The sequence below is a fragment of the Streptomyces sp. NPDC000410 genome (assembly GCF_040300305.1).
GTDB lineage: Bacteria > Actinomycetota > Actinomycetes > Streptomycetales > Streptomycetaceae > Streptomyces.
In genome coordinates, this window is the sequence record NZ_JBEPDM010000005.1 from 113,349 (window position 1) to 138,636 (window position 25,288).

The 25,288-nt window shown below is 73.4% G+C and carries 23 protein-coding genes and 7 tRNA genes; 12 read left to right on the plus strand and 18 right to left on the minus strand.

Annotated elements, in window-relative coordinates:
* Positions 1 to 95: 95 nt before the first annotated feature.
* Positions 96 to 1,244 carry a hypothetical protein gene (locus ABT342_RS08920; RefSeq protein ID WP_351569177.1) on the plus strand — a complete coding sequence of 383 codons (1,149 nt, stop codon included), beginning with the start codon at positions 96 to 98 and terminating at the stop codon, positions 1,242 to 1,244.
* A gap of 199 nt (positions 1,245 to 1,443) precedes the next feature.
* Here ABT342_RS08920 and ABT342_RS08925 read toward each other — a convergent pair whose 3' ends face one another.
* Positions 1,444 to 2,691, minus strand: a complete 1,248-nt coding sequence (locus ABT342_RS08925) for a hypothetical protein (protein ID WP_351569180.1) — start codon at positions 2,689 to 2,691, stop codon at positions 1,444 to 1,446.
* Positions 2,691 to 3,254, minus strand: a complete 564-nt coding sequence (locus ABT342_RS08930; protein ID WP_351569183.1) for a DUF4365 domain-containing protein — start codon at positions 3,252 to 3,254, stop codon at positions 2,691 to 2,693. The genes ABT342_RS08925 and ABT342_RS08930 overlap by 1 nt, the downstream gene beginning before the upstream one ends.
* A 207-nt stretch (positions 3,255 to 3,461) precedes the next feature.
* Between ABT342_RS08930 and ABT342_RS08935 the strand changes: the two genes are divergently transcribed.
* Positions 3,462 to 4,190 (plus strand): 3'-5' exonuclease, encoded by a 729-nt coding sequence (locus ABT342_RS08935; protein ID WP_351569186.1) that lies wholly within the window; start codon positions 3,462 to 3,464, stop codon positions 4,188 to 4,190.
* Between the two features lie 81 nt (positions 4,191 to 4,271).
* On the opposite strand, the gene ABT342_RS08940 is transcribed toward ABT342_RS08935, so the two are convergent.
* Positions 4,272 to 4,343 (minus strand) — tRNA-Val (locus tag ABT342_RS08940).
* Positions 4,344 to 4,382: 39 nt separating this feature from the next.
* Complete coding sequence (locus tag ABT342_RS08945; RefSeq protein WP_351569189.1) at positions 4,383 to 4,844, minus strand: SRPBCC family protein; 462 nt, start codon at positions 4,842 to 4,844, stop codon at positions 4,383 to 4,385.
* Between the two features lie 103 nt (positions 4,845 to 4,947).
* Here ABT342_RS08945 and ABT342_RS08950 point away from each other — a divergent pair, with 103 nt between their 5' ends.
* Positions 4,948 to 7,524 (plus strand): SCO7613 C-terminal domain-containing membrane protein, encoded by a 2,577-nt coding sequence (locus tag ABT342_RS08950; protein WP_351569192.1) that lies wholly within the window; start codon positions 4,948 to 4,950, stop codon positions 7,522 to 7,524.
* Between the two features lie 56 nt (positions 7,525 to 7,580).
* Here ABT342_RS08950 and ABT342_RS08955 read toward each other — a convergent pair.
* Both ABT342_RS08955 and ABT342_RS08960 read right to left on the minus strand, forming a co-directional pair.
* Positions 7,581 to 7,655, minus strand: a tRNA-Val gene (locus ABT342_RS08955).
* A gap of 54 nt (positions 7,656 to 7,709) precedes the next feature.
* On the minus strand, positions 7,710 to 8,201 hold the full coding sequence (locus ABT342_RS08960) for a TIGR02611 family protein (protein WP_351569194.1): 492 nt from the start codon (positions 8,199 to 8,201) through the stop codon (positions 7,710 to 7,712).
* 188 nt (positions 8,202 to 8,389) lie between these two features.
* Here ABT342_RS08960 and ABT342_RS08965 point away from each other — a divergent pair, with 188 nt between their 5' ends.
* Positions 8,390 to 8,803 (plus strand): SsgA family sporulation/cell division regulator, encoded by a 414-nt coding sequence (locus ABT342_RS08965; protein WP_003959770.1) that lies wholly within the window; start codon positions 8,390 to 8,392, stop codon positions 8,801 to 8,803.
* A gap of 208 nt (positions 8,804 to 9,011) precedes the next feature.
* Complete coding sequence (locus ABT342_RS08970) at positions 9,012 to 9,569, plus strand: CGNR zinc finger domain-containing protein (RefSeq protein WP_351569197.1); 558 nt, start codon at positions 9,012 to 9,014, stop codon at positions 9,567 to 9,569.
* Positions 9,570 to 9,610: 41 nt separating this feature from the next.
* Here ABT342_RS08970 and ABT342_RS08975 read toward each other — a convergent pair whose 3' ends face one another.
* A complete protein-coding gene (locus ABT342_RS08975) occupies positions 9,611 to 9,763 on the minus strand; it encodes a hypothetical protein (protein ID WP_351569199.1) in 153 nt (50 codons plus the stop codon).
* Between the two features lie 171 nt (positions 9,764 to 9,934).
* On the minus strand, positions 9,935 to 10,369 hold the full coding sequence (locus ABT342_RS08980; RefSeq protein WP_351569201.1) for a hypothetical protein: 435 nt from the start codon (positions 10,367 to 10,369) through the stop codon (positions 9,935 to 9,937).
* 117 nt (positions 10,370 to 10,486) lie between these two features.
* Here ABT342_RS08980 and ABT342_RS08985 point away from each other — a divergent pair, with 117 nt between their 5' ends.
* A complete protein-coding gene (locus tag ABT342_RS08985) occupies positions 10,487 to 10,993 on the plus strand; it encodes a DsbA family protein (RefSeq protein WP_351569204.1) in 507 nt (168 codons plus the stop codon).
* On the opposite strand, the gene ABT342_RS08990 is transcribed toward ABT342_RS08985, so the two are convergent.
* From ABT342_RS08990 to ABT342_RS09000, 3 genes are read right to left on the minus strand one after another with little or no spacing between them, the layout of a single operon-like run.
* The gene (locus ABT342_RS08990) at positions 10,990 to 11,829 is read right to left on the minus strand and encodes a GNAT family N-acetyltransferase (RefSeq protein WP_351569207.1); all 840 of its coding nucleotides are present in this window, start codon (positions 11,827 to 11,829) and stop codon (positions 10,990 to 10,992) included. The genes ABT342_RS08985 and ABT342_RS08990 overlap by 4 nt on opposite strands.
* Positions 11,830 to 11,872: 43 nt before the next feature.
* Entirely contained in the window at positions 11,873 to 12,691 is an 819-nt protein-coding gene (locus ABT342_RS08995) for an aminotransferase class IV (protein WP_351569210.1), read from the minus strand.
* Positions 12,691 to 13,737 carry a chorismate-binding protein gene (locus ABT342_RS09000; RefSeq protein ID WP_351569213.1) on the minus strand — a complete coding sequence of 349 codons (1,047 nt, stop codon included), beginning with the start codon at positions 13,735 to 13,737 and terminating at the stop codon, positions 12,691 to 12,693. Before ABT342_RS09000 ends, ABT342_RS08995 begins: the two co-directional genes overlap by 1 nt.
* Positions 13,738 to 13,964: 227 nt before the next feature.
* Here ABT342_RS09000 and ABT342_RS09005 point away from each other — a divergent pair.
* The 5 genes from ABT342_RS09005 to ABT342_RS09025 all read left to right on the plus strand — a co-directional run bounded on the left by ABT342_RS09005 (position 13,965) and on the right by ABT342_RS09025 (position 14,426).
* Positions 13,965 to 14,037: transfer RNA gene (locus ABT342_RS09005), tRNA-Gly, on the plus strand.
* A gap of 36 nt (positions 14,038 to 14,073) precedes the next feature.
* A tRNA-Cys gene (locus ABT342_RS09010) sits at positions 14,074 to 14,147 on the plus strand.
* A gap of 1 nt (position 14,148) precedes the next feature.
* Positions 14,149 to 14,220 (plus strand) — tRNA-Val (locus ABT342_RS09015).
* 21 nt (positions 14,221 to 14,241) lie between these two features.
* Positions 14,242 to 14,313 (plus strand) — tRNA-Val (locus ABT342_RS09020).
* A 41-nt stretch (positions 14,314 to 14,354) separates the two neighbouring features.
* Positions 14,355 to 14,426: transfer RNA gene (locus ABT342_RS09025), tRNA-Val, on the plus strand.
* Positions 14,427 to 14,481: 55 nt separating this feature from the next.
* On the opposite strand, the gene ABT342_RS09030 is transcribed toward ABT342_RS09025, so the two are convergent.
* From ABT342_RS09030 to ABT342_RS09045, 4 genes are all read right to left on the minus strand, one after another.
* The gene (locus ABT342_RS09030) at positions 14,482 to 14,772 is read right to left on the minus strand and encodes a TFIIB-type zinc ribbon-containing protein (protein WP_351569216.1); all 291 of its coding nucleotides are present in this window, start codon (positions 14,770 to 14,772) and stop codon (positions 14,482 to 14,484) included.
* Positions 14,773 to 14,824: 52 nt separating this feature from the next.
* A complete protein-coding gene (locus tag ABT342_RS09035; protein WP_502965496.1) occupies positions 14,825 to 15,799 on the minus strand; it encodes a phosphotransferase family protein in 975 nt (324 codons plus the stop codon).
* 952 nt (positions 15,800 to 16,751) lie between these two features.
* Positions 16,752 to 16,931 (minus strand): hypothetical protein, encoded by a 180-nt coding sequence (locus ABT342_RS09040; RefSeq protein WP_351569219.1) that lies wholly within the window; start codon positions 16,929 to 16,931, stop codon positions 16,752 to 16,754.
* 188 nt (positions 16,932 to 17,119) lie between these two features.
* Complete coding sequence (locus tag ABT342_RS09045; protein ID WP_351569222.1) at positions 17,120 to 17,392, minus strand: DUF8836 family protein; 273 nt, start codon at positions 17,390 to 17,392, stop codon at positions 17,120 to 17,122.
* Between the two features lie 203 nt (positions 17,393 to 17,595).
* Here ABT342_RS09045 and ABT342_RS09050 point away from each other — a divergent pair, with 203 nt between their 5' ends.
* Positions 17,596 to 18,867, plus strand: coding sequence for a serine/threonine-protein kinase (locus ABT342_RS09050; protein WP_351569225.1), 1,272 nt, complete (start codon positions 17,596 to 17,598; stop codon positions 18,865 to 18,867).
* On the opposite strand, the gene ABT342_RS09055 is transcribed toward ABT342_RS09050, so the two are convergent.
* The 3 genes from ABT342_RS09055 to cobT form a co-directional block, all read right to left on the minus strand.
* Positions 18,864 to 19,682 (minus strand): TrmH family RNA methyltransferase, encoded by an 819-nt coding sequence (locus ABT342_RS09055; RefSeq protein WP_351569228.1) that lies wholly within the window; start codon positions 19,680 to 19,682, stop codon positions 18,864 to 18,866. The genes ABT342_RS09050 and ABT342_RS09055 overlap by 4 nt on opposite strands.
* A 64-nt stretch (positions 19,683 to 19,746) precedes the next feature.
* Positions 19,747 to 20,970: a uroporphyrinogen-III C-methyltransferase gene (cobA, locus tag ABT342_RS09060; RefSeq protein ID WP_351569231.1), complete on the minus strand. Its 1,224-nt coding sequence runs from the start codon at positions 20,968 to 20,970 to the stop codon at positions 19,747 to 19,749.
* Positions 20,971 to 21,590: 620 nt separating this feature from the next.
* On the minus strand, positions 21,591 to 25,025 hold the full coding sequence (gene cobT, locus ABT342_RS09065) for a nicotinate-nucleotide--dimethylbenzimidazole phosphoribosyltransferase (RefSeq protein WP_351569234.1): 3,435 nt from the start codon (positions 25,023 to 25,025) through the stop codon (positions 21,591 to 21,593).
* Positions 25,026 to 25,288 lie beyond the last annotated feature (263 nt).

Sequence of the window (25,288 nt, forward strand, 5' to 3'; positions counted from 1 at the left end):
GAGTCGCCCCGTCCGGGTCCGCCCCGGGCGCCGAGGCGGCAACCCCGTGCCCGGTCCATGACGGGGTGGCGCCCCGCGCGGGATACGGTGCTGACGTGGTGATCAATGCGCAGGAATCGTCCGGGACGGCGCTCATACTGGCGGCCGCCCCCGTCGGCAAGGGACGTCTGATCGACGCGGCGTCCGTACTGCCCGCGCTCGCCGCCGTGCCTCCGGGTGCTTTCACGGGGACGGCCGCGGCAACCCTGATCGAACTCGCCGACGCGCTCGATCCCCAGGCCGTGCTGACCCGTGTGCGCGCCGCCGTCGCGGCACCGGGCCCGTTGGTCTTCTACATCACCGGGCAGCTCCACCTGGACCACAAGCAGCGCCTGCCGCATCTCGCGCTCGCCCGTACGACCCCCTCCACCCTGCGCTACACCGCGCTGCCGTGGCACTGGATCGCCAGCGAGCTCAAGCTCCGCAAGCCGGGTACCACCACGGTCGTCGTCGACCTGGTCGCCGACGCGGACACCTGGCGGCAGCTGACCGGCGACCGGTCCGTGCTCCCGCTCGGCTACGGAATACGCCTCTACGGCCGCATCGCCCCGGCGCCGGGCCGCCGTACGGTCGCGGAGCCCGCCTATCTGAAGGCGTGGGCGTCCATCTGGCGCAGCGGAGCCCGGCCGCCGCTCGCCGCCCTGCACGACCAGGCGGCCGCCCAGACCGGCGGCGAAGGCGTCCTGCTGCTCGCCGTCGACGCGCCACCGCCCGCCGGGAGCCCGGCCGCCCCGGACCTGTCCGGCCCCGCGCCCGTGTCCGGCCCCGCGCCCGATCCGCTGCCGGAGATCCTCGGCGCCGCCGAGGCAGGCCGCCACCGGGAAGCCGCGGCGGCCGCGGCGGCGTGGGAGCAGGAGGCCCTGCGCGCGTACGGACCGGGATCACCGCAGGCGATCCACTGGCTGGAGGTACGCGCCGACCTCGCCCGCCTCGCCCAGGACCCTGCCGTCAGCTGCGAACTGTGGATGGCCGCGGCCGAAGCGCGCCTCGCCCGCCGGCAGGCGCCGGACAACCCGGACGTCGAGAGCGCCGTCGACCGTGCCCACCACCAGTGGGAGCACCTGCGCGACCCCGAACGGGCCCGCGCACTGGCCCCCACACTCATCGCGCTGCGCCGCCGCGTACCGGGACGCCAGCGCCGGGCGCTCCAGGCACTCCAGCTGAGGCTGGAGAGCCTCCACACCACAACCGCCGGGACGAACTGACGTCCCGGGCGGCGCGACGACGAGGGAGCGCGGGCGCCGTCGGGCACGACCCGCGCTCGCACTGGCGGGGCCAGCGCCGAGCCCGGCCCCGGCCTGCGGATCCGGGCGGGCGCAGCCAGCTGAGGCCCCGTCGGCCAACGGTCCGTCACACGCGCCGGCCGCGCACGGTCGGTCCGGCCCGACGGGGGCACCGCCCCCGTCAGTCGTCGTCCCCGCCGCACGCCTCCTCGAAGAAGTCCAGGTTCTCGTGGAGGGCCTTGAGCAGCCGGTCCCGTTCCGCGTCGTCGACCTGGACGGGGACCACGCCGGTCGCGTCCGTGAGGCGGCGGAAGCCGCCGCGGCTCTCCAGGCGGCCGATGAGGCGGATGGGGAGGCCGACGAGGTGGGCGTGGACGGCGGTGCGGTAGGCCTCCTCGTCGAGCACGGCCCGGACGTGCGGGACCTCCGCGCCCGCGAGCACCCGAAGCCGTACGGTGCCCTCGCCGCGCGGGCCGGAGCGGCGCATCCGCACCACCGCGCCGGTGATCCGGACCGGGACGGACGGCTCCTGACGCAGGTAGCGCGCCCCGGCCTCGCGCAGGGCCGGAAGGTCGCCCGGGGAGAACTCGACGGGCTCCGGACGGGCCGCGCAGCCTTCCGGGACCCCTGCGGACGGCGCCCAGGCCAGGGCGACCCGCGCGCCCTCGGTGCCGCGTACCAGCGCCACCACCGCCTCGGTCAGCTCACGGCTGACCCCGGCCCCTACCGCGGTGTCGAACGCCTCCATGCCCCCGGTGGCCCGCCGGTAGTCGACGGCCTCGCGGGTGGCGTGCAGCGCGTGGTGGAGGCGTACGACGACGGCGCGGCCGCTCTCCACGGGAACGAAGGCCGTCAGCCCGCGCCCGCCGGGTGCGGGACCGACCAGCACACCCCCCAGCGATGCCACCGCCTGCCGCCGGTGCCGGGCCCCGTAGTACCCGGCACGACCGCGGGCGGCGAGCGCGCCCGCCAGCAGCAACTGACGGGCGGCCGAGCGCAGCTGTTCCTGTACGGTCCAGGCCGCCGCGCCGGACGGGCCCTGCGGCACGTCGCGCCACCAGCGGATCTCGTCGCTGGGCACGGAAAGACCGACCAGCACCTCGCGGGCCGAGGGCGCGGCCGAGCGGGCCAGCGCGGTCAGCGCCTCACCGAGCAGGTCCTCGCAGTCGGGAAAGGCCCGGCTCTCCGGGACGAGCAGGCTCGTACCGCCGGAGGCCGGACCCGGTGGGGTCCAGCGGGCGTACCTCCCCGCCGCGCCGCCACGCCGCCGCCAGCCGTGCCGGTCGAGCAGCGCGCCGAGCACGACGGGGTCGACGTGCGCGGGGTCGGGGCCCTCGCCGCCGTACCAGGAAGGGGGCCCCTCACCGGGCAAGGGAATCGGGTGAGGGCTCCCGTACGGCTGTACGGGTTCGTCCATCGGGCCGTGCATCACGGTCTCCCTCCCGTCCCGACCCGGGTCATGATCTCGCAGAGTGCCCGGTCGTCGAAGATGCGCGAGGTCGGGATCCGCACGGTGGTCCTGCGCCGGCCCGTGACGGGGTGGCCGGCCAGGTTGGTCCAGTAGCAGCAGTGCCGCAGATCGAGTCGGTCGTGACCGGCGCGCAGCCACTCGTCCTGCGCCCTCGGCACGATCATCACGACGAGGATCTTGTGTACGGACACCGGTGTCCGGGCGAGCTTCACCAGGTGCTCGTTGTCGAGCGTGAAGGAGAACGCCGGCCCCGGCGGGTGCGGCGCGAGTTGGTAGGTGGCCTTCAGCTGCACCTTGATGGTGACTTCGTCGTCGACCGTGTGTCCGGGAGCGCTGTGGCTGACGTGCCAGTCGATGCCGTTGTCGGGAAACGGCTGGGACAGCGAGCAGCCGGCGGCGGCCGCGACCGCGTGCAGATACCCCACCTGGAGGGTCTCCATGCAGGCGGTGGTGGCGAGTGCTCCGCGCAGCGGTACGGTCCGCTCGGGCAGCGCACCCGGTTCGGGCTGCGCGAGCGCCATGGCTCCGTCTGCCTTCCGGGCTGTGCCGATTCGTCGATTCCACTGGCCGTGCCCACGACTGGTGTCCACGGCCGTGCAACGGGACGTCAACCTGTCGCCCCGTCATCTGTGTTGTCACCCACCCGCGTACTGCGCAAACGGTCCGGGTATCACCGATTCGGGCAGAGGGATCCCGCCATCTGCCGGGAACGGGCGAGGAGTTCGGGGATGACACTCTGGTATGAGGGCCCCCTGGCCGCATTTGACACGGAAACAACAGGAGTGGACGTCGAGGAGGACCGGATCGTCTCGGCGGCCCTGGTCGTCCAGGATTCGGCGGGAGCACGGGCGCGTATCACCAACTGGCTGGTCAATCCGGGGGTGCCGGTCCCCGCGGAGGCCACCGAAGTCCACGGACTCACCGAAGAGCATCTGCAGCACAACGGCCGCTGGCCGGCGCCGGTGATGGAGGAGATAGGCCGGGCACTGGCCGAGCAGTGCGCGGCGGGCAGGCCGCTCGTCGTGATGAACGCGCCGTTCGATCTGACCCTCCTCGACCGCGAACTGCGCCGCCACCGCGCCTCCTCCCTCTCCGTCTACCTGGAGAACGTGCCGATGTGCGTCCTGGACCCCCGGGTTCTGGACAAGCACCTGGACCGCTACCGCAAGGGCAGGCGCACGCTCACGGATCTCTGCGCCCAGTACGCGGTCGCCCTGGACGGTGCGCATGACGCGGCGGCCGACGCGACCGCCGCACTGGAGGTCGTACGGGCCGTGGGCCGGCGGTTCGCGGCGCGGCTCGACCGGCTCTCGCCGCCGGAGCTGCACACGCTCCAGGCGGTGTGGCACGCGGCACAGGCACGCGGCCTCCAGGCGTGGTTCGCGCGCAACGGCTCGGAGGAGTCGGTGGATCCGGCGTGGCCGCTGCGTCCGGAAATCCCGGCGCGGGCGGCGTGATCGCGGCACGCGTACGACCGGGGCAGGCATGTGCGGACACAAGTAAGGCCGGTCCGTCGATGACGGACCGGCCTCTCCCGGTGGGCGATACTGGGTTCGAACCAGTGACCTCTTCGGTGTGAACGAAGCGCTCTCCCACTGAGCTAATCGCCCGGGAACGGACTGAACCATACAGGTACCGCCGGGCTCCCTTCAAACTCCCTTCGCTTCCCCGGTCAGGTACGCGGCGAGGCCGCGGCGTCCCGCCCGCATCATCAGTGCGTGATTGGCCAGGAAGACGGGCCGGCCGGGCACCGCGAGCCGCCGCATCAGCGGCCGGTGGACGTCCACTTCCTGGTCGTACCGGGCCCGGGTGCCGCCGTCGGCGCGCGCCGCGAGCGTCCACCGGGCCCAGCCGACCAGGTCCCCGGTCAGCTCCACCTCCAGCACCAGAGCGGCGGGGTCCCGCAGCCGCTCGCGCGCGGTGACGACGAGGTCGTACGGGAGTGCGGAGCGGAAGCGGCCGATACCGGTGCGGTCGTCGATCCGAGTGACCTCGCGGACCTGCGGCCACCAGCGGGGGTACTCCTCGGCCCGCTCCAGCACGGTGAAGACGACGGATGGCGGGGCGGGCAGCTCCCAGAGGCTGCGAAAGCGGTAGTGGCACCAGTCCATGGGTCGAGTCTGCTCCCATGAGGCGCCCCGGGGTGCGTACTCACGCGCGATCTGAGTATCCGCGCCGATACCGGAGTGCTGTGGCGCGCACCACACTGCCCGTATGGAGAACGTACCACCGCCCGCAGAGGAACTGCGGCTCCTCGACCGCGAGCTGGCTCAAATCGATGCCCGGCGCGCACAGTTGCTCGCCCGCAGGGCGTGGCTGCTGCAGGCGCTGCGGCCGGTGACCGGGGCGCCGACGGGGACGGTGTGGGCTGCCGGGCCCGCCGGACCCCGCCCCGGACACGGGCACGGGCACGGCGCCGGACCCGAGACCTCGCCGCCGAGCGCGCAGAACGTGCTGCTCACGCTCGGCGGGATCCTGCTGGCGGTCGCCGCGATCGCCTTCACCCTGGTCAGCTGGGGCTACCTGGGCATCGGCGGGCGTTCGGCGGTGCTCGGCGTGGTGACCGTGGCGGCCCTCGCGGCTCCCGTCCCGCTGTTGCGCCGGGGCCTCACCTCGACCGCGGAGTCGGTAGCGGCGCTCGGCCTCGTCCTCATGGTCCTCGACGCGTACGCCCTGCACCGGGTGGCACTGCCCGGGACGGACGGGCTCGGGTACGCGGCCGTCGCGTCGGGCGCGCTCGCCGCACTGTGGGCGGCGTACGGTCTGGCGTTCGAGAAGCTGCGGATACCGCTGCCGACGGCCGTGATCACCGCGCAACTCCCCCTGCCCTTGTGGGCCCTGGCGGCGGACGCGAGCGCCTGGGTGATCGCCTGGGCGACCCTGGCGACGGCCGCGCTCGATCTGGGGATCGCGACGGCCGCCAGGGCCGGCCGGGGCGGCACCGGCAGGATCGCGGTCCTGGCGCTCGCCGTCACGGGCGCCGTGGTGACCGGCGGCTGGTCGCTGCTCGCCCGCCTCTGGCTGTCGATGACGGCGGCCACTCCGCCCGAGGCGCTCGAACCCGCCCTGCTGCTCCTGTCCGCCGCGGGCCTCGCCCTGTACGCCGCCTGGCGCGTGCCGTCGGCCGCGTGGGCGGGCGCCGGGGTCGCGGGCCTCGCCGCGATCGCGGGCGTGGGCGGCGTGCTGCGCACGGCGCTGCCCGGGGGCTGGGCGGTGCCCGGCTATCTGCTCTGCGCCGTCGCGCTGCTCGCGGCGGTACGGACCGCCGCCCCGCGCGGGGTGCTGCTCGGCCTCGCCCGGGCGTCGGGCCTGGTGCACGCGGCGTCGGCAGCCTGGGCAGTGCCCCCGGTCGCGCTCACCCTGCTGCACCCGCTGACCGGTCTCGACACCATCTGGTCGGGCGCCCCTGCCCCGGCGGCCTCGGACATGCCCGTCGCGAGCTCCGCCCCGGTGGTGCTGGCGGCGGTGTCGGCGGCCCTGTGGTGCGCTCCCCGCCTCCTCCCGGCCCTCGGCCTGCCGCGCACGGCGACGTCCTGCGCGGCGCTGGCCCTGGCCTGGTCGACGGCCCTGGCGATCCCCACGACGCTGTCGCTCCCCTACCCGGCCACCCTCACGATCCAGCTGCTGCTGGTCACCTGCGGCCTGTGGGTGGTCGTGCGGCCGGGGGTCCTTCCTGGGCGAAGCTCCGGAGCGGAAAGCCCCGGAGCGGAGAAGGCCGGGCGGGAAGCGACCGGGCCGGAAACAGCCGGGCCGGAATCCGCCGGGCACAAGCCGGCCGCCGACACCCCCGCGCCCGCTCGCCCCGCCGCCGCGACCGGCTCACACGTGAGCGCCCTCGCCGTCACCGCGCTCGTCTGCGCCCTGGCCACCGCCCTGAGCGTCGCGATGCTCTCGCTGGCCACCCGCCCGGCGACGTTCACCGTCCTCGCGGTGCTGGTCACCGGCTTCACCGCGGCCGCCGTCCGGGCCCGGGGACCGGTCCGGAGCGTGCTCGCCTGCGCCGCGGTCGTCTGGACCACCGGACTCGTGGGCGCCGCCGCCGCGGCCGCCGGGCTCCCGGCGCACCGGACCGCCATCGCCCTGCTCGCCGTGCCTGCGGCAACCGCGCTGCTCGGGGCGCGCCTGGGCCGCCACCCCGTCGCACTGCCGGTGGAGCTCACCGGCGCCGCCGGCGCGCTGCTCGCGGTCGGTCTCGCCGCGACGGACCTGCCCACCCTCACCCTGGTCCTCGCCCTGTCGGGCGTCATCGCGGCGGGCACCGCCGTACGCCCCGAGCGGCGCGTCCCGGCCGGCTACCTGGCGACGGCGCTGTTCGTCGTGGCCACCTGGGTGCGGCTCGCCGCCTCGGAGGTCACGGTGCCCGAGGCGTACACCCTGCCGGTGACGCTCCCGGCACTCGCCATCGGCGCCCTGCGGCGCCGCAGGGACCCCGAGGCCTCGTCGTGGCTCGCGTACGGCCCCGGCCTCGCCGCGACCCTGCTGCCGAGCCTCGTCGCCGCCTGGGGCGACGCCCACTGGCCGCGTCCGCTGCTGCTCGGGGTGGCCGCGCTCGCCGTGACCCTGCTGGGTGCCCGGCTGCGGCTGCAGGCGCCGCTGGTCCTCGGCGGACTGACCCTGGCCCTGGACGCGCTGCACGAGCTCGCGCCGTACGTCGTCCAGGCCGTCGGGGCGCTCCCGCGCTGGCTGCCTCCCGCCCTCGCCGGACTGCTCCTGCTGGCCGTCGGCGCGACGTACGAGCAGCGGCTGCGCGACGCCCGGCGACTGCGGGACACCCTGGGCCGGATGCGCTGAACGGGTGGTACGCCGAAGGCCCCGGAGACGTGAGTCTCCGGGGCCTTCGGACCGGGTGGTGGGCGATACTGGGTTCGAACCAGTGACCTCTTCGGTGTGAACGAAGCGCTCTCCCACTGAGCTAATCGCCCGGGCGCACCGCAAACATTACCGCATGTCAGCGGTGCTCCATGACCACCTAGCGGTCACTCGGCGATCTTCCAGGGCATCACGATCCCGAACTTCGCGACGTAGATCCCGACCAGCACGGCGACGATCACCAGACCGATCGTGGTCAGAATGATGTTGCGCCGGCGCACCTTGGGGTCGAGCGCGCGCTGTGCCGCCTCGGTCACCTTCCGTTTCGTCCAGCGCAGCACCAGCTGTGCCCAGACGAACTCGGTCGCCCAGATCGCCATACCGGCGAAGATCACAAGCCAGCCCGGCCCCGGCAGCGGCAGCATCACGATGCCCGCGCCGACGACGGCCAGGCCGACGATGAACACGCCGACCTGCCAGCTGATGTGCAGCGTCCTGCGCGCCTTGATGAACTCGGGCGCCCGGGAGCCGAGCGGCGGCTCGGCCGACGCCTCGCCCCCCGCCACACTCCCGTTCACGCCCGTGGTCACGTCCCCCGTAACGGGCACCGCGACCGCCGGGATGGCGGTCTCCGCCCGCTCGTCACTCTCCGCATTCATGGCCCCAACGTACCCGACCGAGGAGCGGTCCGGAATGACCGCACGGTCGTACACGTGACTCCTCCGAACGGGGTACCTCAAGGATCACAAAACAGACAGAGGGGTTTACAACGGCACCGTAGGTGGCATGTCGATTTCGCCGACGTGCGAATCCCCGAGCGCACACTGAGCGAAAGGCCCTGGCGCTTATGAACACCACGGTCAGCTGCGAGCTGCACCTGCGCCTCGTTGTATCGAGCGAGTCCTCACTGCCTGTACCCGCGGGCCTGCGGTATGACACGGCCGATCCCTATGCCGTGCACGCCACCTTCCACACCGGAGCCGAGGAGACGGTCGAATGGGTGTTTGCCCGCGATCTTCTCGCCGAAGGGCTGCATCGGCCCACCGGCACCGGCGACGTCAGAGTCTGGCCGTCGCGCAGTCATGGCCAGGGCGTCGTCTGCATCGCTCTGAGCTCTCCGGAGGGCGAAGCCCTGCTCGAGGCCCCGGCGAGGGCCCTGGAGTCGTTCCTGAAGCGGACCGACGCAGCGGTGCCCCCCGGTACGGAGCACCGTCATTTCGATCTGGATACGGAGCTCTCGCACATCCTGGCCGAAAGCTGAGCCAGGCAGAGGGCCGCTCGGCGCCGTCCGACTCGGGGAGACGGCGCCGTGCGGACAACCGTGCGAACAACCACATACGGCATACGGCACGCTCCGGCGCCGTCGCTACGGGTTCCACCGTGGTGACGGCGCCGTCGCGTTCGTCAGCGAGACGCTAGAGTCAGCGCAATTCGGCGGGCACCCGCCCGCAGCAGCCAGGGAGCGAATCGTGCTGATCCCTCACGACACCCGCATCGCCCTCGACATCGTCGTCGATCTGATGAACACCGCGCCGGAGCGGGCGGCAGGCGATGAGCTCAAGGACGTCTCGTCCCTGCTCGAATTCGTACGGGCGCACAAGTTCAGCGGCGTGGGCGAGCTGGACGAGGCCGACCTGACAGCCGTACGGGACGTACGGTCGCGCTTCGCCGAGATCTTCGCGGCCCCGGGCGCCCGTGCCGCGTCCGAGCTGATCAACCGGCTGGTGGCCGCGGCGGGCACCACCCCCCAGCTGACGAACCACGACGACTACGACTGGCATGTCCATTACTTCGCCCCCGGCGCCTCCGTCGCCGACCACCTCGCCGCCGACTGCGGCATGGCGCTCGCGTTCATCGTCGTCGCCGGCGAACAGGAGCGGCTGCGCCGCTGCGAGGCGCCGGACTGCGGGCGGGCCTTCGTCGATCTGTCCCGCAATCGCTCGCGGCGCTACTGCGACAGCCGCACCTGCGGCAACCGGCTGCACGTCGCGGCCTACCGGGCGCGCCGCAAAGAAGCGGCCGGCTGAGGTCCACTTCGTGGATCGGAGCACTGTGGATCACCGCGGGCTCACAGCAGGAAGAGGTCGTGGACCGCGGCCATGAGCAGCAGACAGCCGATCACCGCGAGGAAGATCATCAGGGGCGGCTGGGAGAGCGCGAAGAGACAGCCACGCGGCTCGTCGGCAGGGGGAGGGGCCTGGCCCCGGGAGGTATCCAGCATCTCGGGGTGATGATGACGCAGCGCACCGCGCGATGACCGACCAACACGCACCTGGGCGGCTGGAGTTCATCACATCCCGTGGCCGCTGAACGGGCACGGGGCGCGGAGCGCGCGGAGGAGTGGCCCGATACGGACATCCGGACCACCCCCAGCCCTCCTCCGGGACCCGGCCTAGATGCCGTGCTTCTTCAGGATCGCCTCGATGTCGCTGAAGTCCTCACCGGCATCCGCGGCCCGCGGCTTCCCCTGCGGCTGCACGGCCGGGCGGGCGGTCGTGCCGAGTGCGGGGGCGGCCGGTGCCTCCCCGCCCGCCTTCCGCACCGCCGCGCGCTCCTTACGGCCGCCTATGCCACGCCGCCGCTCGACGGCACGGGTGGTCATGAACAACGCCCACGCGGCGCCGAGCAGTCCGAAACCGACCCAGGCCGTCGGGCTGAGGACCGTGCCCGCGACCCACTCGACGGCACCGGTCAGCACCAGTCCGAGCGGCACCAGCGAATAGGCGGCGATACGGGCCGCGGTCAGGAAACGCCTCCGGTACGCCGTGACCGCGGCGATGCCCAGCCCGGCCGCGGCCACCGCGGAACAAATGGTCTCGGCAAGCATCCGGTCCTCCAGGCCTGTGCGGTGCGTACGTCCCTTCCATCCTGCACCGACACCTCGCGTACGGGCCACGATCCGGCCCGTACATCAGGGAGATCTCCGGGGTGAAAGACTGGCCCCATGAGCGAGACCCCCATCGTCCTGGACGTCTGGTGCGAGTTGCAGTGCCCGGACTGCCGCTCCGCCCTCACCGATCTGCGTGCGCTGCGCGACCGATACGGCGACCGGCTGGAGGTGCGGCTGCGCCACTTCCCGCTGGAGAAGCACAAGCACGCCTTCGCCGCCGCGCAGGCCACAGAGGAGGCCGTGGCGCAGGGGCAGGGCTGGCCGTACGTGGAGGCCGTGCTCGGGCGGGTCGAGGAGCTGGACCGCAGGGGCCAGCCGTTCCTGCTCGACATCGCGCGTGAACTCGGCCTGGACGCCGAGGAGTTCGACACGGCGCTGATCGACGGCCGGCACATCCTGATCGTCGACGCCGACCAGGCCGAGGGCAAGGCCATCGGCGTGAGCGGCACCCCGACGTACGTCATCGGCGGCGAGCGGCTCGACGGCGGCAAGAGCCAGGAGGGCCTGCGCGAGCGGATCGAGGAGATCGCCGACCGCCTGCTCGCCGAGGACGGCTCCTAGAGCAGGTGCTTGAAGACGTTGACGTGTGCCGTCCGGTGACCGAGTGACTCATAGAGGTTGATCGCCGGGGTGTTGCCCGCGAAGACCTGGAGTCCCAGCACCGGCGCCCCGGCCGCCGCCGCCACCCGTTCGGCGAGCAGCATCAGCGCGCGCCCGTACCCCCGGCCCCGGTACTCCTCGGCGACCTCGACGTCGTACACGTAAGCGCCCCGCTCCCCCGGGCGTACTTCGCGCTCGGCGACCCACACGTGCCCCACCGCGGCGCCCTCGGCGACCAGGATGTTCAGCCAGGACCCGCGCGTGGCGAACCCGTCGGGGAGCAGAGCACGGTGGGCGGCCTCGGACATCGCGCGGGCGTTCTCCTGCGGCACTCCGCGGGTGATCCAGTCCTGCGCGTACGACTCGACCGCGGTCACCCGCCACGCCTCGAACTCGGCCTCGGTCATGGCGCGGCCCTCGACGCCCTCCGGCAGCTCCGGCGGCTCGTCCGGCAGCTCCTTGAGCATGTAGCGGCTGCGCTCGGTGTAACCGAGGACGGCGGCCAGCCCCAGGGCGGCCTCGGCCTCGGCCGGTACGGAGGCGGTGACCTGCGTACAGCCCCAGCCGCGCAGCACCTCCTCGGCGGCGAGCGCCGCGACCGTGCCCCTGCCCCGGCGCCGGTCGGGCTCGTCGATCCGCAGTGCCCGGACGACACCCACCTCCGGCCCGAATCCGGGATCGGTGGCCAGGTCGATCGAGCCGACGGGCCTGCTGTTCACACAGACGTCGTACGTACGGGAACGGCCGCCGTCGGCGCTTCGCTGGAGCGGCCCGGTCGGCCGCAGGGTCGTGGTCATCAAGGGGTGTTCTACCTGCCCCGAGGCCGCCCGTCAGCAACTTTTACACAGGGAGCTGCTCTGCCCGCTCCTCGAAGATCCGCATGGCCTTCGCGGTCACCGGCCCGGGAACGGCGGACAGCTCACGCCCGTCGACCCGGTGCACGGCCTGCACGTCGCGGATGGTGGAGGTCAGGAAGATCTCGTCGGCCCGGTCCAGCACGTCGAACGGCAGCTCGGTCTCCTGCGCGCCGGTCCATTCCACGGTCAGCGCGCGGGTGATCCCTGCCAGGCAACCGGAGGCGAGGGGCGGGGTGTGCAGCTCGCCGTCGAGGACGACGAAGACGTTGGAGCCGGTGCCCTCGCACAGCTGTCCCACCGTGTTGGCGAACAGCGCCTCGGTCGCGCCCTGCTCGTGGGCGCGGGCGAGTGCGACGACGTTCTCGGCGTACGAGGTCGTCTTGAGCCCGGTCAGCGCGCCGCGCTCGTTGCGGGTCCACGGGACCGTGATCACGGCCGTGGTGTCCGGGCGGCGCTTGGACTCTCCGAGCGCGACGACGAGCGTGGGGCCCGCGTTCCCGCGGTCGGAGCCGAGCGGGGAGAGCCCGCCGGTGTAGGTGATGCGCAGCCGCCCCAGCGGCGTGGGGTTGGCGTCCAGGACGGCCGTACAGGCAGCGCGTACCTCGTCGTGGTCCGGGTCGGGCAGGCCGAGACCGCGGGCCGAGCGGGTGAGCCGGTCGAGGTGCCGGGTGAGCGCGAAGGGCCGCCCCTCGGTCGCCTTGACGGTCTCGAAGATGCCGTCGCCCACGGTCAGCCCGTGGTCCAGCACGGACACCAGGGCGTCGTCGGCGTCCCGCAGTCCGCCGTTGACCCAGATCCTCATCACGCGGTCCTTCCACTCTGCGCGTACTGGCCCGACGCTACCGCGAGCAGCCGGGACGCCTTCAGCTCGGTCTCGTCCCACTCGCGGTCCGGGTCGGAGCCCCAGGTGATCCCGGCCCCGGTGCCGAAGCGCAGCACCTTCTGCGCCCGGTCGATCCAGAAGGTGCGTATGCCCACGGCCAGCTCGCCGGTGCGGCGGTCGGCGTCGACCCAGCCGATGCCTCCGCAGTACGGTCCGCGCGGGGCCGTCTCCAGCGCGTCGATGATCCTCAGCGCGCTCGACTTGGGTGCTCCGGTCACCGACCCGGGCGGGAAGGTGGCCTCCAGCAGCTCACGCCAGCCCGCTCCGGGGGCGAGCTCCCCGCTGACGGTGGAGACGAGGTGGACCAGTCCGGGGTGCGGCTCGATCGCGCAGAGCGCGGGGACCGTCACCGAGCCGGTGGCGCAGACCCGGCCCAGGTCGTTGCGGACCAGGTCCACGATCATCACGTTCTCGGCGCGGTCCTTCTCCTGGAGATCACCGGCGGTGCGGCCGGTGCCCTTGATCGGCCCGGATTCGACCAGGTGGCCCGCGCGCCTGAGGTACAGCTCGGGGGACGCGGTGGCTATCTCCACGCCGTGCGCGGGCAGCCGGATCGTTCCTGCGTACGGGGCCGGGTTCCCGCGCGCCAGCAGCGCCGTCAGCGCGTCGACGTCGGCAGCGTCCGGATCGGGCAGCCGCGCGGACAGCACGCGGCAGAGGTTCGCCTGGTAGACCTCGCCTGCCGCGATGTGCTCGCGGATCCGGCGTACGCCGGCGGTGTAGGCGGCCCGGTCCAGGGACGACGTCCAGTCGCCGGCGGCCGGGCCCTGCCAGTCCCCCGGCTCCGGCGGCGGCACGGGCTGCGGGCGCACGTCGCCGAAGCGGGCGCAGGTGAGACGGCCCTCGAAGTCGGCCGCGACGGCCCAGAAGCCGGACGAGTCGAGGGCCTCGGGGTCACTGGTGACATCCCTGAGGTCGGTGGCGACGAGGCCACCGAAGCGGGCGAGGGGAGCGAGGTCGGGCACGGCTGTGAGTCTAGGGCGGACCGGCGGCCCCACCCGGCGACCTGCACCTCCTCAGTAGGTCCACACGTACGTCCACCTGCACGTCTGTCCGCGTGCTGCCCGCACCTCGTCGTGAACCCTCCGTGAACACAGCTCAGCACGCTGCGGAAACGCGTTTTTGTGCTGGCTCAGGAATCCGCTAGAGTTCAACACGTCGCCGGGACGCGAAAGCGAAACGGAAACGACAAGCGGACGTGGCTCAGTTGGTAGAGCATCACCTTGCCAAGGTGAGGGTCGCGAGTTCGAATCTCGTCGTCCGCTCGAAGTGGGGGATCTTCCCGACCCCCCGCACTCCGGGGTGGAGTGGCCGAGAGGCGAGGCAACGGCCTGCAAAGCCGTCTACACGGGTTCAAATCCCGTCTCCACCTCCAAGGACGATTAGCTCAGCGGGAGAGCGCTTCCCTGACACGGAAGAGGTCACTGGTTCAATCCCAGTATCGTCCACTGGACCTGCGAGGGTCCCCCGCGCGATTAGCTCAGCGGGAGAGCGCTTCCCTGACACGGAAGAGGTCACTGGTTCAATCCCAGTATCGCGCACGCAGTGCCCATGATCCCGGGTGACCGGGTCGTGGTCCCGAGGACGATTAGCTCAGCGGGAGAGCGCTTCCCTGACACGGAAGAGGTCACTGGTTCAATCCCAGTATCGTCCACAGCCCGGAGCCCCCGGCCGCATCGCGCGGCCGGGGGCTCCGTCGTTTCCTCCGCTCAGGAGGAGAAGAGCATCCGGCCGAAGCCGCGCTGGTGGTGGCCGCCGTGGTGACCGTGGTGCTGCGGCGCGCCCCAGGCCGGGGCACCGTGCGCGGGTGCGCCATGCGCGGGGTAGGCCGGCGGGGCGGGCGCCGGCGGGACCTGCTGCCCCCACTGGGACTCCAGGCGGGTCAGTGCCTCCAGCTCGCCGTAGTCGAGGAATATCCCCCGGCAGCCGCTGCACTGCTCGATCTGGACGCCATTGCGGTTGTACGTGTGCATGGGTGCATGGCACTTGGGACACTGCATCGTCGGCTCAGCTCCTCGCCGTTCGGTTGGTTCTCCTCACTTTACGACGGGATCAGGCGTCCAACTCGGGCGGGAGTGTTGTGATTCGGGCACAAGAATCGACCATCATCCGCTCCACGTCGTCGAGATCGCGCTGCTCGGCCACGCTCTTGGCCAGGGCGAGCGCGGCGGTCTGAACGGTCAGGGCACGGGCGGGTACGTCGAGTTGGGGCCAGGGGTCTTCGGGGTCGGGGGCCACGGCCGGGCCTCCGGCGGACCGGTACGCGCCGAGGAAGCGGCCCCAGACATCCGGGGACAGAAGCCCTGCGGCGTACCAGGCGGCGGGGCGGGCGAGGTCCCAGGCGGGGTCGCCGAGGCCGAGATCGTCGATGTCGATCAGCAGCCAGGGGCCGTCGGGGGCGGGGTGGCGGACGAGTTGGCCGAGGTGCAGGTCGCCATGACAGAGCCGGGCGCGACGGGGACCGGGGGCCTCGTCGCGGGCCCAGGCCGGGAGGCCCCGCCAGGCTGCGAGCACGACGCGCGCGGCGGGGTCGTGCGGCGCCGGAATCCGCGCGATGGCCGCGGCGGCCTTCGCGGGGCCGCGCATGGCGGGCAGGGGCGCGGGCAGCGTGGCCGGCGGCACGGTGTGCAGCCGGGCGAGGAGCGTCGCGGCCTCCTCCCACGGGGCGGCCTCCGGGGCCGCGGGGTCCACGGGGCTGCCGTACGGCCACGCGGTGACGGGACGGCCGTCGAGCGGGGCGGGGGCGTACGGAATCGGCGGCAGCAGGATCCCTGCCAGGCGGGGATGCCCGGCGACGGCAACACGGACGCGGTGCCCGGCCGGGTCGGTCCCGGGCGCGTGCGCCTTCGCGACGGCGGGGCCGTGGCGGACGACGAGGCCGTCGTGGCGCTCGGCGAGCACGTCGGGGGCGTGGGCGCGAGCCGGGTCACAGACCTCGCAGGCCCCGCGCCGGCCCGGGATGTGGGCCGCGTGCCTGGCGACCTCGGAAAGCGCACGCAGCAGCGTGCCGTTGCCCTGCTCCTCCACGGGGCGAGCGTACGGGGGCCTGCGGCGGGGGTGGTGCGTGGGGTGACCCCGGTCGGGGTGGCCGCGCCTCCGGCTACCGCCGGTGGGGGTGGTGCGTGAGGTGACCCCGGTCGGGGTCGCCGCGCCTCCGGCTACCGCCGGTGGGGGTGTGGCGGAGCCCCTCCGGGCTCGACTCCTCGGCGTCGGCGGCAAACCGGCCCCCAGGTTGCTGACCGGTCACCCCCGCCAACGCCTGCGGGGCCGACCCTCCACGGCCCCACCACAGCACGTCCGCCGCCTGCGGACCGTGGAGGTAGGACGCGTGGGTGGCACAGCCCAGTTCCGCCATCCGGCATGGGGCGTGCCGGGGGGGGGCGCCTCGGGGTGGGCCCGGTTCCGCCGCCTGGCTGCGGACCGTGGGTGGGACGGTCCCCGATCCGTTTGTCGTCCCGGTGGCGGCACCTTTGCCCCCGTTCCTTCCCCAGCAGAACGTTGCCCACTGGCAACGGCCCGGGGGAACACCTGGGCGCGAAGGATCAACGCCAGCCCCGGGGTGGGCGCGAAAGGGGGCACGGCGGGGTCGTGTTCGGGACACTAAAGCGTGATTTGTGGCGCATAGCTCCCGGTGTCATGACGGGGCCGCAGGCGCCGTACGGGGGTTTGGGGGTGTCCCCCAGAGGACACAGCATGCCGTCCCGGACACGAGCCCAGAGCGCCCCCAAACGGCAACCGACCCGGACCGGGCCGACCACGACCGCCCGGCCGCACGGCCGCCCGCACCGACCTGGCACGGCTGCACCCCGGTGGGGGTCGAGACGTGGGGGCCACCAGGCCCCCGGGGCAAAAAATGGCGTTGGCCGGTCAGCTCCCCAGCTGACCGGCCGAACGCTGTCGTCCGCCGCACCCCCGTCCCCACGGGGTCATAGGCCAGATGTCCCCGACCCAGGCCGCTCACCCAGGTCCGGGGCGCCGCTCAGCGCCCCAGCATCACGCCCACGGACGACGCCTGTGTGACCACCGCCTCCCAGCCGCCGAAGGCGACGACGAGCAGGGTCGCGAGAGGGAGGACCATGGCGGTCGCCACCAGCGGGTGACGCGTACCGGACTGGCGTCCTCGCGTGCGGATGACGGTCCGCGATGCCGTGTCCGCCATGGCCCCTCTCCTGTCGTGGTTGGCAGCGGCGAGTGTCTGACCTCGGGGGACGAGTGCTCCACCCGCCGCTTGACCTCAACACTAGGGACGCGCCAGGGCCCCGGCGTCATGCCCGCGTACCTATTCCCGGGCCTCCAGGAGGATGAGCCTCCGGCGGTCCATGTACTCCCCTGGGTGGAGACGAGGCCCTAGGAGTGAGGGTCTTCCCCGAGGGGACGCGCCGCCGGGGGACGCTCCGAGGAGTCCTCCCTCGGCACCGGCTGCTCGACCAGCGCCAGCACCCGATTGGCCATGAATCGGGCCGTCCTCACAACCGCCCCGTTCCGCGTGACTTCGCTCACTTCCACCACCCCCCTGCGCACCGCCGTCTCCACCCGGCGCCCCGCCCGGCTTGCCACCACTTCGTACGTCCGCGTCGTGTCTCCCGCATCCACGACTATCTCCACGCGGTCACCCTTCATCGATCCAATCCCCCTTCTGCGACGGACCATTGGGAAATCGCACGGGCCGGAAGCCCCCGACCGGCGGCCTCCTGACCACTCCTCAAGTTTCCCACCCAGCACTGACAATCGATCGGCTCGTGAAGGCGCGGCCTATGAGCACACCGGGCCACGGGTACGTAAGCTGTGCCACGTCAAACGGATAACGGCCTGCGGGGATGGACATGGCGATGATGCGGCTCCGGCGCGAGGATCCGCGTGTCGTCGGCTCGTTCAGGCTGCATCGGCGGCTCGGCGCCGGCGGCATGGGCGTCGTCTACCTCGGGTCCGACCGCCGTGGCCAGCGGGTGGCGCTGAAGGTGATCCGGCCGGATCTGGCGGAGGATCAGGAGTTCCGGTCGCGCTTCGCTCGTGAGGTGTCCGCCGCACGGCGGATCCGGGGCGGCTGCACGGCCCGGCTGGTCGCCGCCGATCTGGAGGCGGACCGGCCCTGGTTCGCCACGCAGTACGTGCCCGGGCCCTCGCTGCACGACAAGGTCGCCGAGGACGGCTCGCTCTCCGCGGCCGAGACCGCCGCGATCGGGGCGGCGCTGGCGGAGGGCCTGGTGGCGGTGCACGAGGCCGGTGTCGTGCACCGTGATCTGAAGCCGTCGAACATCCTGCTCTCGCCGAAGGGCCCGAGGATCATCGACTTCGGCATCGCCTGGGCGACCGGCGCGAGCACGCTCACCCACGTGGGCACGGCGGTGGGCTCTCCGGGCTTCCTCGCGCCGGAGCAGGTGCGCGGCGCCGCTGTCACGCCCGCGACGGACGTCTTCTCGCTCGGTGCCACGCTGGCGTACGCCGCGGGGGGCGACTCGCCGTTCGGGCACGGCAGTTCCGAGGTCATGCTCTACCGGGTGGTGCACGAGGAGCCTCAGCTGTCCGGCGTACCGGACGCACTCGCTCCGCTGTTGCGGGCCTGTCTGGCGAAGGACCCGGAGGAACGCCCCAGCACGCTGCAGCTCTCCATGCGGCTCAAGGAGATCGCCGCGCGTGAGGCGCAGGGGCTGCCGGAGGTCCGGCCGCCGGTGCAGCGGGAGCGGACCGAGCAGGAGCACCACACGGCGCGAACGACCGAGCGGTACACGGAACGGCGCACGCAGGGGCGTACGGCGGCTCCGGGCGCCGCTTCGCCGCGTACGGGCGGTCCGCGCACGGATGGGCCGCGCACCGGCGGCTCGCGCACTGATGGATCGCGTACCGGTGGTGGGGCGCGCACGGGCGGGTCGCGCACAGGCGGGTCGCGTACGAACGGGTCGCGTACGGGTGGTGGCGCGCGTACGGGCGGATCGCGCACGGGTGGGCGCCCCACGTCGCGGCCCGGCGGGCGGACGACGTCGACCGGGCGCCGGCCCGCCAACCCCCGGCTGCTGCGGCAGCGGATCGTGGTCTTCGTCGTCGTGACGCTGATCGTGGCCCTGGGTATCGCGGCGGCGCAGGGCCTGAACGGTTAGGAGGCGGGGCGGCCCGTCGCCACCGCGTAGAACGCCACCGCCGCGGCGGCGCCCACGTTGAGCGAGTCGACGCCGTGCGCCATCGGGATGCGCACCCACTCGTCGGCGGCGACCAGGGCCTGCGTGGACAGCCCGTCACCCTCCGCCCCGAGCATCAGCGCCACCCGGTCGAGCCGGTGCGGGGCCGCCTCGTCGATCGGGGAAGCCTTCTCGTCGGGCGTGAGGGCGAGGAGCTTGAAGCCCGCCTGGCGTACCGCTTCGAGGCCCTTGGGCCAGGAGTCGAGACGGGCGTACGGAACCGAGAAGACGGCGCCCATGGAGACCTTGACCGAACGGCGGTAGAGCGGGTCCGCGCAGTCGGGCGAGAGCAGTACGGCGTCCATGCCGAGGGCGGCGGCACTGCGGAAGATCGCGCCGATGTTGGTGTGGTCGTTGACCGATTCCATGATCACGACACGGCGGGCGTCCTGGAGCAGGTCCTCTGCCGTCGGCAGCGGCTTGCGCTGCATGGAGGCGAGCGCGCCGCGGTGGACGTGGTAGCCGGTGACGCGTTCGGCGAGGTCCGGGGTGACGGCGTACACCGGCGCCGGGACCTCGTCGATCACGTCGCGCATGACGTCGACCCACTTGGCGGAGAGCAGCATCGACCGCATCTCGTACCCGGCGTGCTTGGCACGGCGGATGACCTTCTCGCCCTCGGCGATGAAGAGGCCCTCGGCGGGCTCGCGCCTGCGCCGCAGTTCGACGTCGGTCAGGCCCGTGTAGTCGCGCAGGCGCGGGTCGTCGGGGTCATCGACGGTGATGAGATCAGCCACAGGGTGATACTGCCTTGTCCAGGGGGTGGTGCCAACGGTTGGGGCGGGGATTGGTTACCGCTGGTTACTTGTGGGGGCCCTCGTTCACGACATCGCCGACGACGATGACCGCGGGCGGTCGTACGTCGTGGGCCTTGACGGTCTCCGCGACCGTCGCGAGCGTCGCGTCGACCCGGCGCTGGGCCGCCGTCGTGCCCTCCTGGATCAGGGCCAGGGGGGTCTCGGGGGCCTTGCCGTGGGTGACGAGCGCGGCGGCGATCGCGCCGATCTTGTCGACGCCCATGAGGATCACGAGCGTGCCGCGCAGCTTGGCGAGGGACTCCCAGTCGACGAGGGAGCGCGGGTCGTCGGGCGCCACGTGGCCGCTGACGACCGTGAACTCGTGGGCCACGCCCCGGTGCGTGACCGGGATGCCGGCGGCGCCGGGGACGGAGATGGAGCTGGAGATTCCCGGGACGACCGTGCAGGCGATACCCGCCTCCGCGAGGGCCTGGGCCTCCTCCATGCCGCGGCCGAAGACGAACGGGTCGCCGCCCTTGAGGCGGACGACGGACTTGCCCGCCTTGGCGTGCTCGATGAGGGCGTTGTTGATGGCCTCCTGGGCCATGAAGCGGCCGTACGGGATCTTCGCGGCGTCGATCACCTCGACGTGCGGCGGGAGTTCGTCGAGCAGGTCGCGGGGGCCGAGACGGTCGGCGATGACGACGTCGGCCTCGGCGAGCAGCCGGCGGCCGCGGACGGTGATGAGGTCCGGGTCGCCCGGGCCGCCGCCGACCAGGGCGACGAAGGGCTCGCGGGCGCGGTGGTGGGGCGCGACGAGGGAACCGTCGCGCAGGCCCTCGACGATGGCGTCCCGTACGGCGGCGGAACGGCGCGGGTCGCGTCCGGTGAGGACGGCGACCGTCACTCCCTCGTTGCGGCCGGTGGCCGGGGTCCAGGCGGTGGCGGCCTCGGCGTCGTCGGAGCGGACGCACCAGGTCTTGGTGCGTTCGGCCTCGGCGGAGGCGGCCTCGTTGGCGGCGGGGTCGGAGGTCGCGACGAGCGCGTACCAGGCATCGGCGATGTCCCCGGCCTCGTAGCGGCGCCTGGTCCAGGTGATTTCGCCGGCCTCCGCCATGGCCTCGACGGAGGGCGTCGCGGACGGGGAGATCAGGGTGACGTCGGCACCCGCGGCGATGAGCGCCGGGAGGCGGCGCTGGGCGACCTGTCCACCGCCGATGACGACGACGCGCCGTCCGGAGAGGCGGAGTCCTACGGGGTAGGCGGGGTGCTCGGCGTGCTCGGCCATGGCAGTGCGGCTCCTTGGGCGGAACGGTGCGAGTCGGGGCCGCTGCGACGGTGAAGCGGCTGGTGGGGACGGGGATGAGGGGTCCTCGCGACCACGATACGGCGTCCCTGGTGGCGGGGGCTGCGGTGGGCGCCACAGCCGGGGGTTGGCGCGCTGTTCCCTCCGGGCTTCGGGCAACCCTGGGCACCCGGCCGTGGGTTGTGCCGGGACCCTGCTGTCCGGAGCGTTCCCGGCGCTACCGGCCCTCGACCGGCGCGGACTGCCCGGTCACGCCGTGGGGCGGCGCGGTGCGGGGCCTGCCGGACCCCGGATGCGAGGTTGTCTGAACGTACGGGGTTCGTCGCGCGCACCCGGGCCCGTAGCTGCGGGGCCCGGGGCCCCTCCGGGCTCGACTCCTCGGCGTCGGCGGCAAACCGGTCTCCAGGTTGCTGACCGGCCACTACCGCCAACGCCTGCGGGGCCGACCCTGCACGGCCCCTCCACGCCGTACCCGGTGTGGTGACCGCCGGTTCGACGTCCGAGGTCGGGCCGGAGGGCAGCCGACGCCGGGTGACCCGGCGGGTGCCCGCCCACCGGCACACCGCCGCCGACACCGCGCCCACCGGGCTCGTATCCGCGCGTTACTTCTCCGTCACGCCCGCGGAGTCGAACGTGGCCACCTCGTGCATCGCTCGCGCGGCGCTCTGGATGACCGGGAGGGCGAGGAGCGCGCCCGTGCCCTCGCCGAGGCGGAGGTCGAGGTCGACGAGGGGGCGCAGGCCGAGCTTGTTGAGGGCCGCGACGTGGCCCGGCTCGGCGCTGCGGTGGCCCGCGATGCACGCGGCGAGGGCCTCGGGGGCGACCGCGCGGGCGACCAGGGCCGCCGCGCCCGCCGAGACGCCGTCGAGGACGACCGGCGTACGCAGTGACGCTCCGCCGAGGATGAAGCCGACCAGCGCCGCGTGCTCCAGACCACCGACCGCGGCCAGGACCCCGACTGGGTCGGCCGGGTCGGGCCGGTGGAGGTCCAGGGCGCGCCGGACGACGTCGACCTTGCGGGCGTGCATCTCGTCGTTGATGCCGGTGCCGCGCCCGGTGACCTCGGCCGCGTCGACATCGGTGTAGACACAGATCAGCGCGGCCGACGTCGTGGTGTTGGCGATGCCCATCTCGCCGGTGAGCAGCGCCTTGTTGCCGGCGGCGACGAGATCGCGGGCGGTCTCGATACCGACCTCGATCGCCGAGAGGACCTCCTCGCGGGTGAGCGCGGGGCCGGTCGTGAAGTCGGCCGTGCCGGGGCGGACCTTGCGGGGAAGGAGGCCCGGCGTGGCGGGGAGATCCGAGGCGACGCCGACGTCGATGACGCACACCTCGGCGCCGACCTGGTTGGCGAACGCGTTGCAGACCGCTCCCCCGCCGAGGAAGTTCGCGACCATCTGGCCGGTCACCTCCTGGGGCCACGCCGTGACGCCCTGGGCGTGCACCCCGTGGTCACCGGCGAAGATCGCGACGGCCGCGGGCTCCGGGATCGGCGGCGGGCACATCCGGGACAGCCCGGCGAGCTGTGCGGAGATGATCTCCAGCATGCCGAGCGCCCCGGCCGGCTTGGTCATCCGCTTCTGCCGCTCCCACGCCTCGCCGAGCGCCTTGGCGTCCAGCGGACGGATGTTGGAGACGGTCTCCTGGAGCAGATCGTGCGGCTCCTCGCCCGGCAGGGCACGGCGGCCGTACGTCTCCTCGTGGACGACCCAGGACAGCGGGCGGCGCTTGGACCAGCCCGCCTGCATGAGCTCGGGCTCCTCGGGGAATTCGTCGACGTAACCGACGCAGAGGTACGCCACGACCTCCAGGTGCTCGGGCAGCCCGAGCGCGCGGACCATCTCGCGCTCGTCGAAGAAGCTGACCCAACCGACGCCCAGGCCTTCGGCGCGTGCGGCGAGCCACAGGTTCTCGACGGCGAGCGCCGAGGAGTACGGCGCCATCTGCGGCTGGGTGTGCCGGCCGAGGGTGTGGCGTCCGCCGCGCGTGGGGTCGGCGGTGACCACGATGTTCACGGGCGTGTCGAGGATGGCCTCGATCTTCAGTTCCTTGAACTGCTTCGCCCGGCCCTTGGGCAGCGACTTGGCGTACGCCTCGCGCTGGCGCTGGGCGAGCTCGTGCATGCTGCGGCGCGTCTCGGCGGAGCGGATGACCACGAAGTCCCAGGGCTGGGAGTGGCCCACGCTGGGCGCGGTGTGCGCGGCTTCGAGCACCCGCAGGAGCACCTCGTGCGGGATCGGGTCGGAGCGGAAGCCGTTGCGGATGTCGCGGCGTTCGCGCATGACCCGCAGGACGGCCTCGCGCTCGGCGTCGTCATATCCCGGAGCGGGGGCGCTGACCGGGGCGTCCACGGGGGTGTTGCCGATGTCGGCCGGGTCCGCCACGGCGGGCGCCTCGGGCGAGGCCGGCTCGGCTTCGGGCGAGGTGGCCTCGGGCGAGGTCGGCTCGGCCTCGGCTTCGGGCGAGGTGGGCTCGGCCTCAGCCTCGGGCGAGGTCAGCTCGGCCTCGGGCTCAGGGGTGACGACGGCCTCCGGCTCAGGAGCCGTGGCGGCCTCGGGCTCAGGGGTGACGGCAGCCTCGGGCTCAGGGGTGACGACAGTCTCCGGCTCAGGCGCCGTGGCGGCCTCAGGCTCAGGCTCGGGCTCGGACGCCGTGGCAGCTTCGGCCTCGGGCTCGGACTGGGGCTGGGGCTGGGGCTCAGCCTCCGGCGCGATGACCGCCTCGGGCTGCGGCTCGGTGTCGGGCTCGGGCGCGGTGACCGCCTCCGGCTCGGGTCCGGCGACCGCCTCGGGCTCGGGAGCCGTTTCGGCAGCCGTGTCAGCCGGCGCTTCCGGCTCCTGCGCCACGAGCTCGTCGAGCATCTCCGGCTCGCCCGTGGGCTCCTCCTGGGCGCCGCCGTCACGGGGCGCGGGTACGACCGCGACGGCCTCGGGCTCCTCGTTCGGGGCGACCATCACGGCCACCGGGGAGGGCGCGAGGTGCGGGGCGGTCGGGAGGGAGCCCTCCACCGGTACGAACTCGGCGACGGGCGTCGGTTCCGGTGCCGGGACGACCGTTTCTGCTGCTACGACGACAGGCTCGGCCGGAACCGGCTGCGGCTCGGGAGACCACGGAGCGGCGCCCTGCGGCTGTGCCTCGACCAGCTGCGGCTCGCGCGGTACGTCGAGGTACTCGGGGCCCGTGGTGGGCAGCCCGGGGGTGGGCGTGGGCACCGGCGCCTGCTGTCCCGCGGGACCTCGGTCCGCCAGCGAGCGCACCACTCCGGCTCCGGCTTCGGGTACGGGCGGGCCCATGTGCAGGGGGCGGCGCGCGGGCGGCGGCGTGGCCGTCGACATGGGTGGCGGCATCCGTACGCCGCCGAGGTCGATCGCCCCGGAGTCGCGGCCGTCGGCCTCGTGCGCCTCGGCCTCGTGCACCGGCTGCACCGGCTGCTCCAGCTGCTCAGCCTGCACCAGCTGCGCCAATGCGGACTGCTCCTGGGCGACGGGAGCGTCCTGGACGACCGGAAGCTCCTCCTGAGCGACCGGCGCCTCCTGGAACACGGGCTCGGGCATCACCGGAGCCATGCCCTCCGTGGGGACCACCGGCACGACAGGCTCAGGAACGGGCGCCACCGCGTGGACCGGGGCCGCTGCCGGACCCGGCATCTCCACCTGCACCTGCACCTGGACCGCGGCCTGCTGCACCGCCGCCTGGACGGCCGCCTCGGCCGCGCCCGGAGCCGCACCCATCGGCGCGCCTTCCGCCGGAAGCCCCTGGACCGGGACCGAGACCGGGGCGGGGGCGGGAACCGGCGCCGGGGCCTGGACCTGCACCTGCACCTGGGCGGGCGGAACCGGAGCCACCGGCTGCGATTCGCTCCATGCCCCCTGCGAGCCCGGCATCAGCAGCAGATCATCGTCCTCGCCGGCGGATTCTGCAGCGCTTCCGGAGGGGTCGAGGAAGGTGTACGCGCCCGGAGCGGGGATGCCCGGCTGCTCCACCATGCCTGCGGCCTCCGGCAGCCCCTCGCCCGGGACCTGGCCGGTGTCAGTCATGCGTTCCCCTCGCCCATCGGTTGTGCTCCTTCAAACCTTCGCCCGGGGCGCCCGATCGCGGCACGCACCCGGTGCCCGTCGTATGAACAACGAGCGTGTGCGCCGCGCGGCACGAAAGCCCACAGACACCAAGCATTGTCGTGGGCGATCGCCCCCATGGCAGCAGGATCCGCCACGGTTCGCTGTGGACTGCGCCACGTTGCGCGTCCCCCGGTCGCGCCGTACCACACGCGGGACCCAAAACGGTCGCCTTTTCCGGACAT

Excerpts from the sequence above, each read along its gene's own strand:
- ABT342_RS08925 (WP_351569180.1), bottom strand. The coding sequence starts at position 2,691 with ATGCACGGCCCGATGGACGAACCCGTACAGCCGTACGGGAGCCCTCAC.
- ABT342_RS08930 (WP_351569183.1), bottom strand. The coding sequence starts at position 3,254 with ATGGCGCTCGCGCAGCCCGAACCGGGTGCGCTGCCCGAGCGGACCGTA.
- ABT342_RS08935 (WP_351569186.1), top strand. The coding sequence starts at position 3,462 with ATGACACTCTGGTATGAGGGCCCCCTGGCCGCATTTGACACGGAAACA.
- ABT342_RS08945 (WP_351569189.1), bottom strand. The coding sequence starts at position 4,844 with ATGGACTGGTGCCACTACCGCTTTCGCAGCCTCTGGGAGCTGCCCGCC.
- ABT342_RS08950 (WP_351569192.1), top strand. The coding sequence starts at position 4,948 with ATGGAGAACGTACCACCGCCCGCAGAGGAACTGCGGCTCCTCGACCGC.
- ABT342_RS08960 (WP_351569194.1), bottom strand. The coding sequence starts at position 8,201 with ATGAATGCGGAGAGTGACGAGCGGGCGGAGACCGCCATCCCGGCGGTC.
- ABT342_RS08965 (WP_003959770.1), top strand. The coding sequence starts at position 8,390 with ATGAACACCACGGTCAGCTGCGAGCTGCACCTGCGCCTCGTTGTATCG.
- ABT342_RS08975 (WP_351569199.1), bottom strand. The coding sequence starts at position 9,763 with ATGCTGGATACCTCCCGGGGCCAGGCCCCTCCCCCTGCCGACGAGCCG.
- ABT342_RS08980 (WP_351569201.1), bottom strand. The coding sequence starts at position 10,369 with ATGCTTGCCGAGACCATTTGTTCCGCGGTGGCCGCGGCCGGGCTGGGC.
- ABT342_RS08985 (WP_351569204.1), top strand. The coding sequence starts at position 10,487 with ATGAGCGAGACCCCCATCGTCCTGGACGTCTGGTGCGAGTTGCAGTGC.
- ABT342_RS08990 (WP_351569207.1), bottom strand. The coding sequence starts at position 11,829 with ATGACCACGACCCTGCGGCCGACCGGGCCGCTCCAGCGAAGCGCCGAC.
- ABT342_RS08995 (WP_351569210.1), bottom strand. The coding sequence starts at position 12,691 with ATGAGGATCTGGGTCAACGGCGGACTGCGGGACGCCGACGACGCCCTG.
- ABT342_RS09030 (WP_351569216.1), bottom strand. The coding sequence starts at position 14,772 with ATGCAGTGTCCCAAGTGCCATGCACCCATGCACACGTACAACCGCAAT.
- ABT342_RS09040 (WP_351569219.1), bottom strand. The coding sequence starts at position 16,931 with ATGGCGGACACGGCATCGCGGACCGTCATCCGCACGCGAGGACGCCAG.
- ABT342_RS09045 (WP_351569222.1), bottom strand. The coding sequence starts at position 17,392 with ATGAAGGGTGACCGCGTGGAGATAGTCGTGGATGCGGGAGACACGACG.
- ABT342_RS09050 (WP_351569225.1), top strand. The coding sequence starts at position 17,596 with ATGGCGATGATGCGGCTCCGGCGCGAGGATCCGCGTGTCGTCGGCTCG.
- cobA (WP_351569231.1), bottom strand. The coding sequence starts at position 20,970 with ATGGCCGAGCACGCCGAGCACCCCGCCTACCCCGTAGGACTCCGCCTC.
- cobT (WP_351569234.1), bottom strand. The coding sequence starts at position 25,025 with ATGACTGACACCGGCCAGGTCCCGGGCGAGGGGCTGCCGGAGGCCGCA.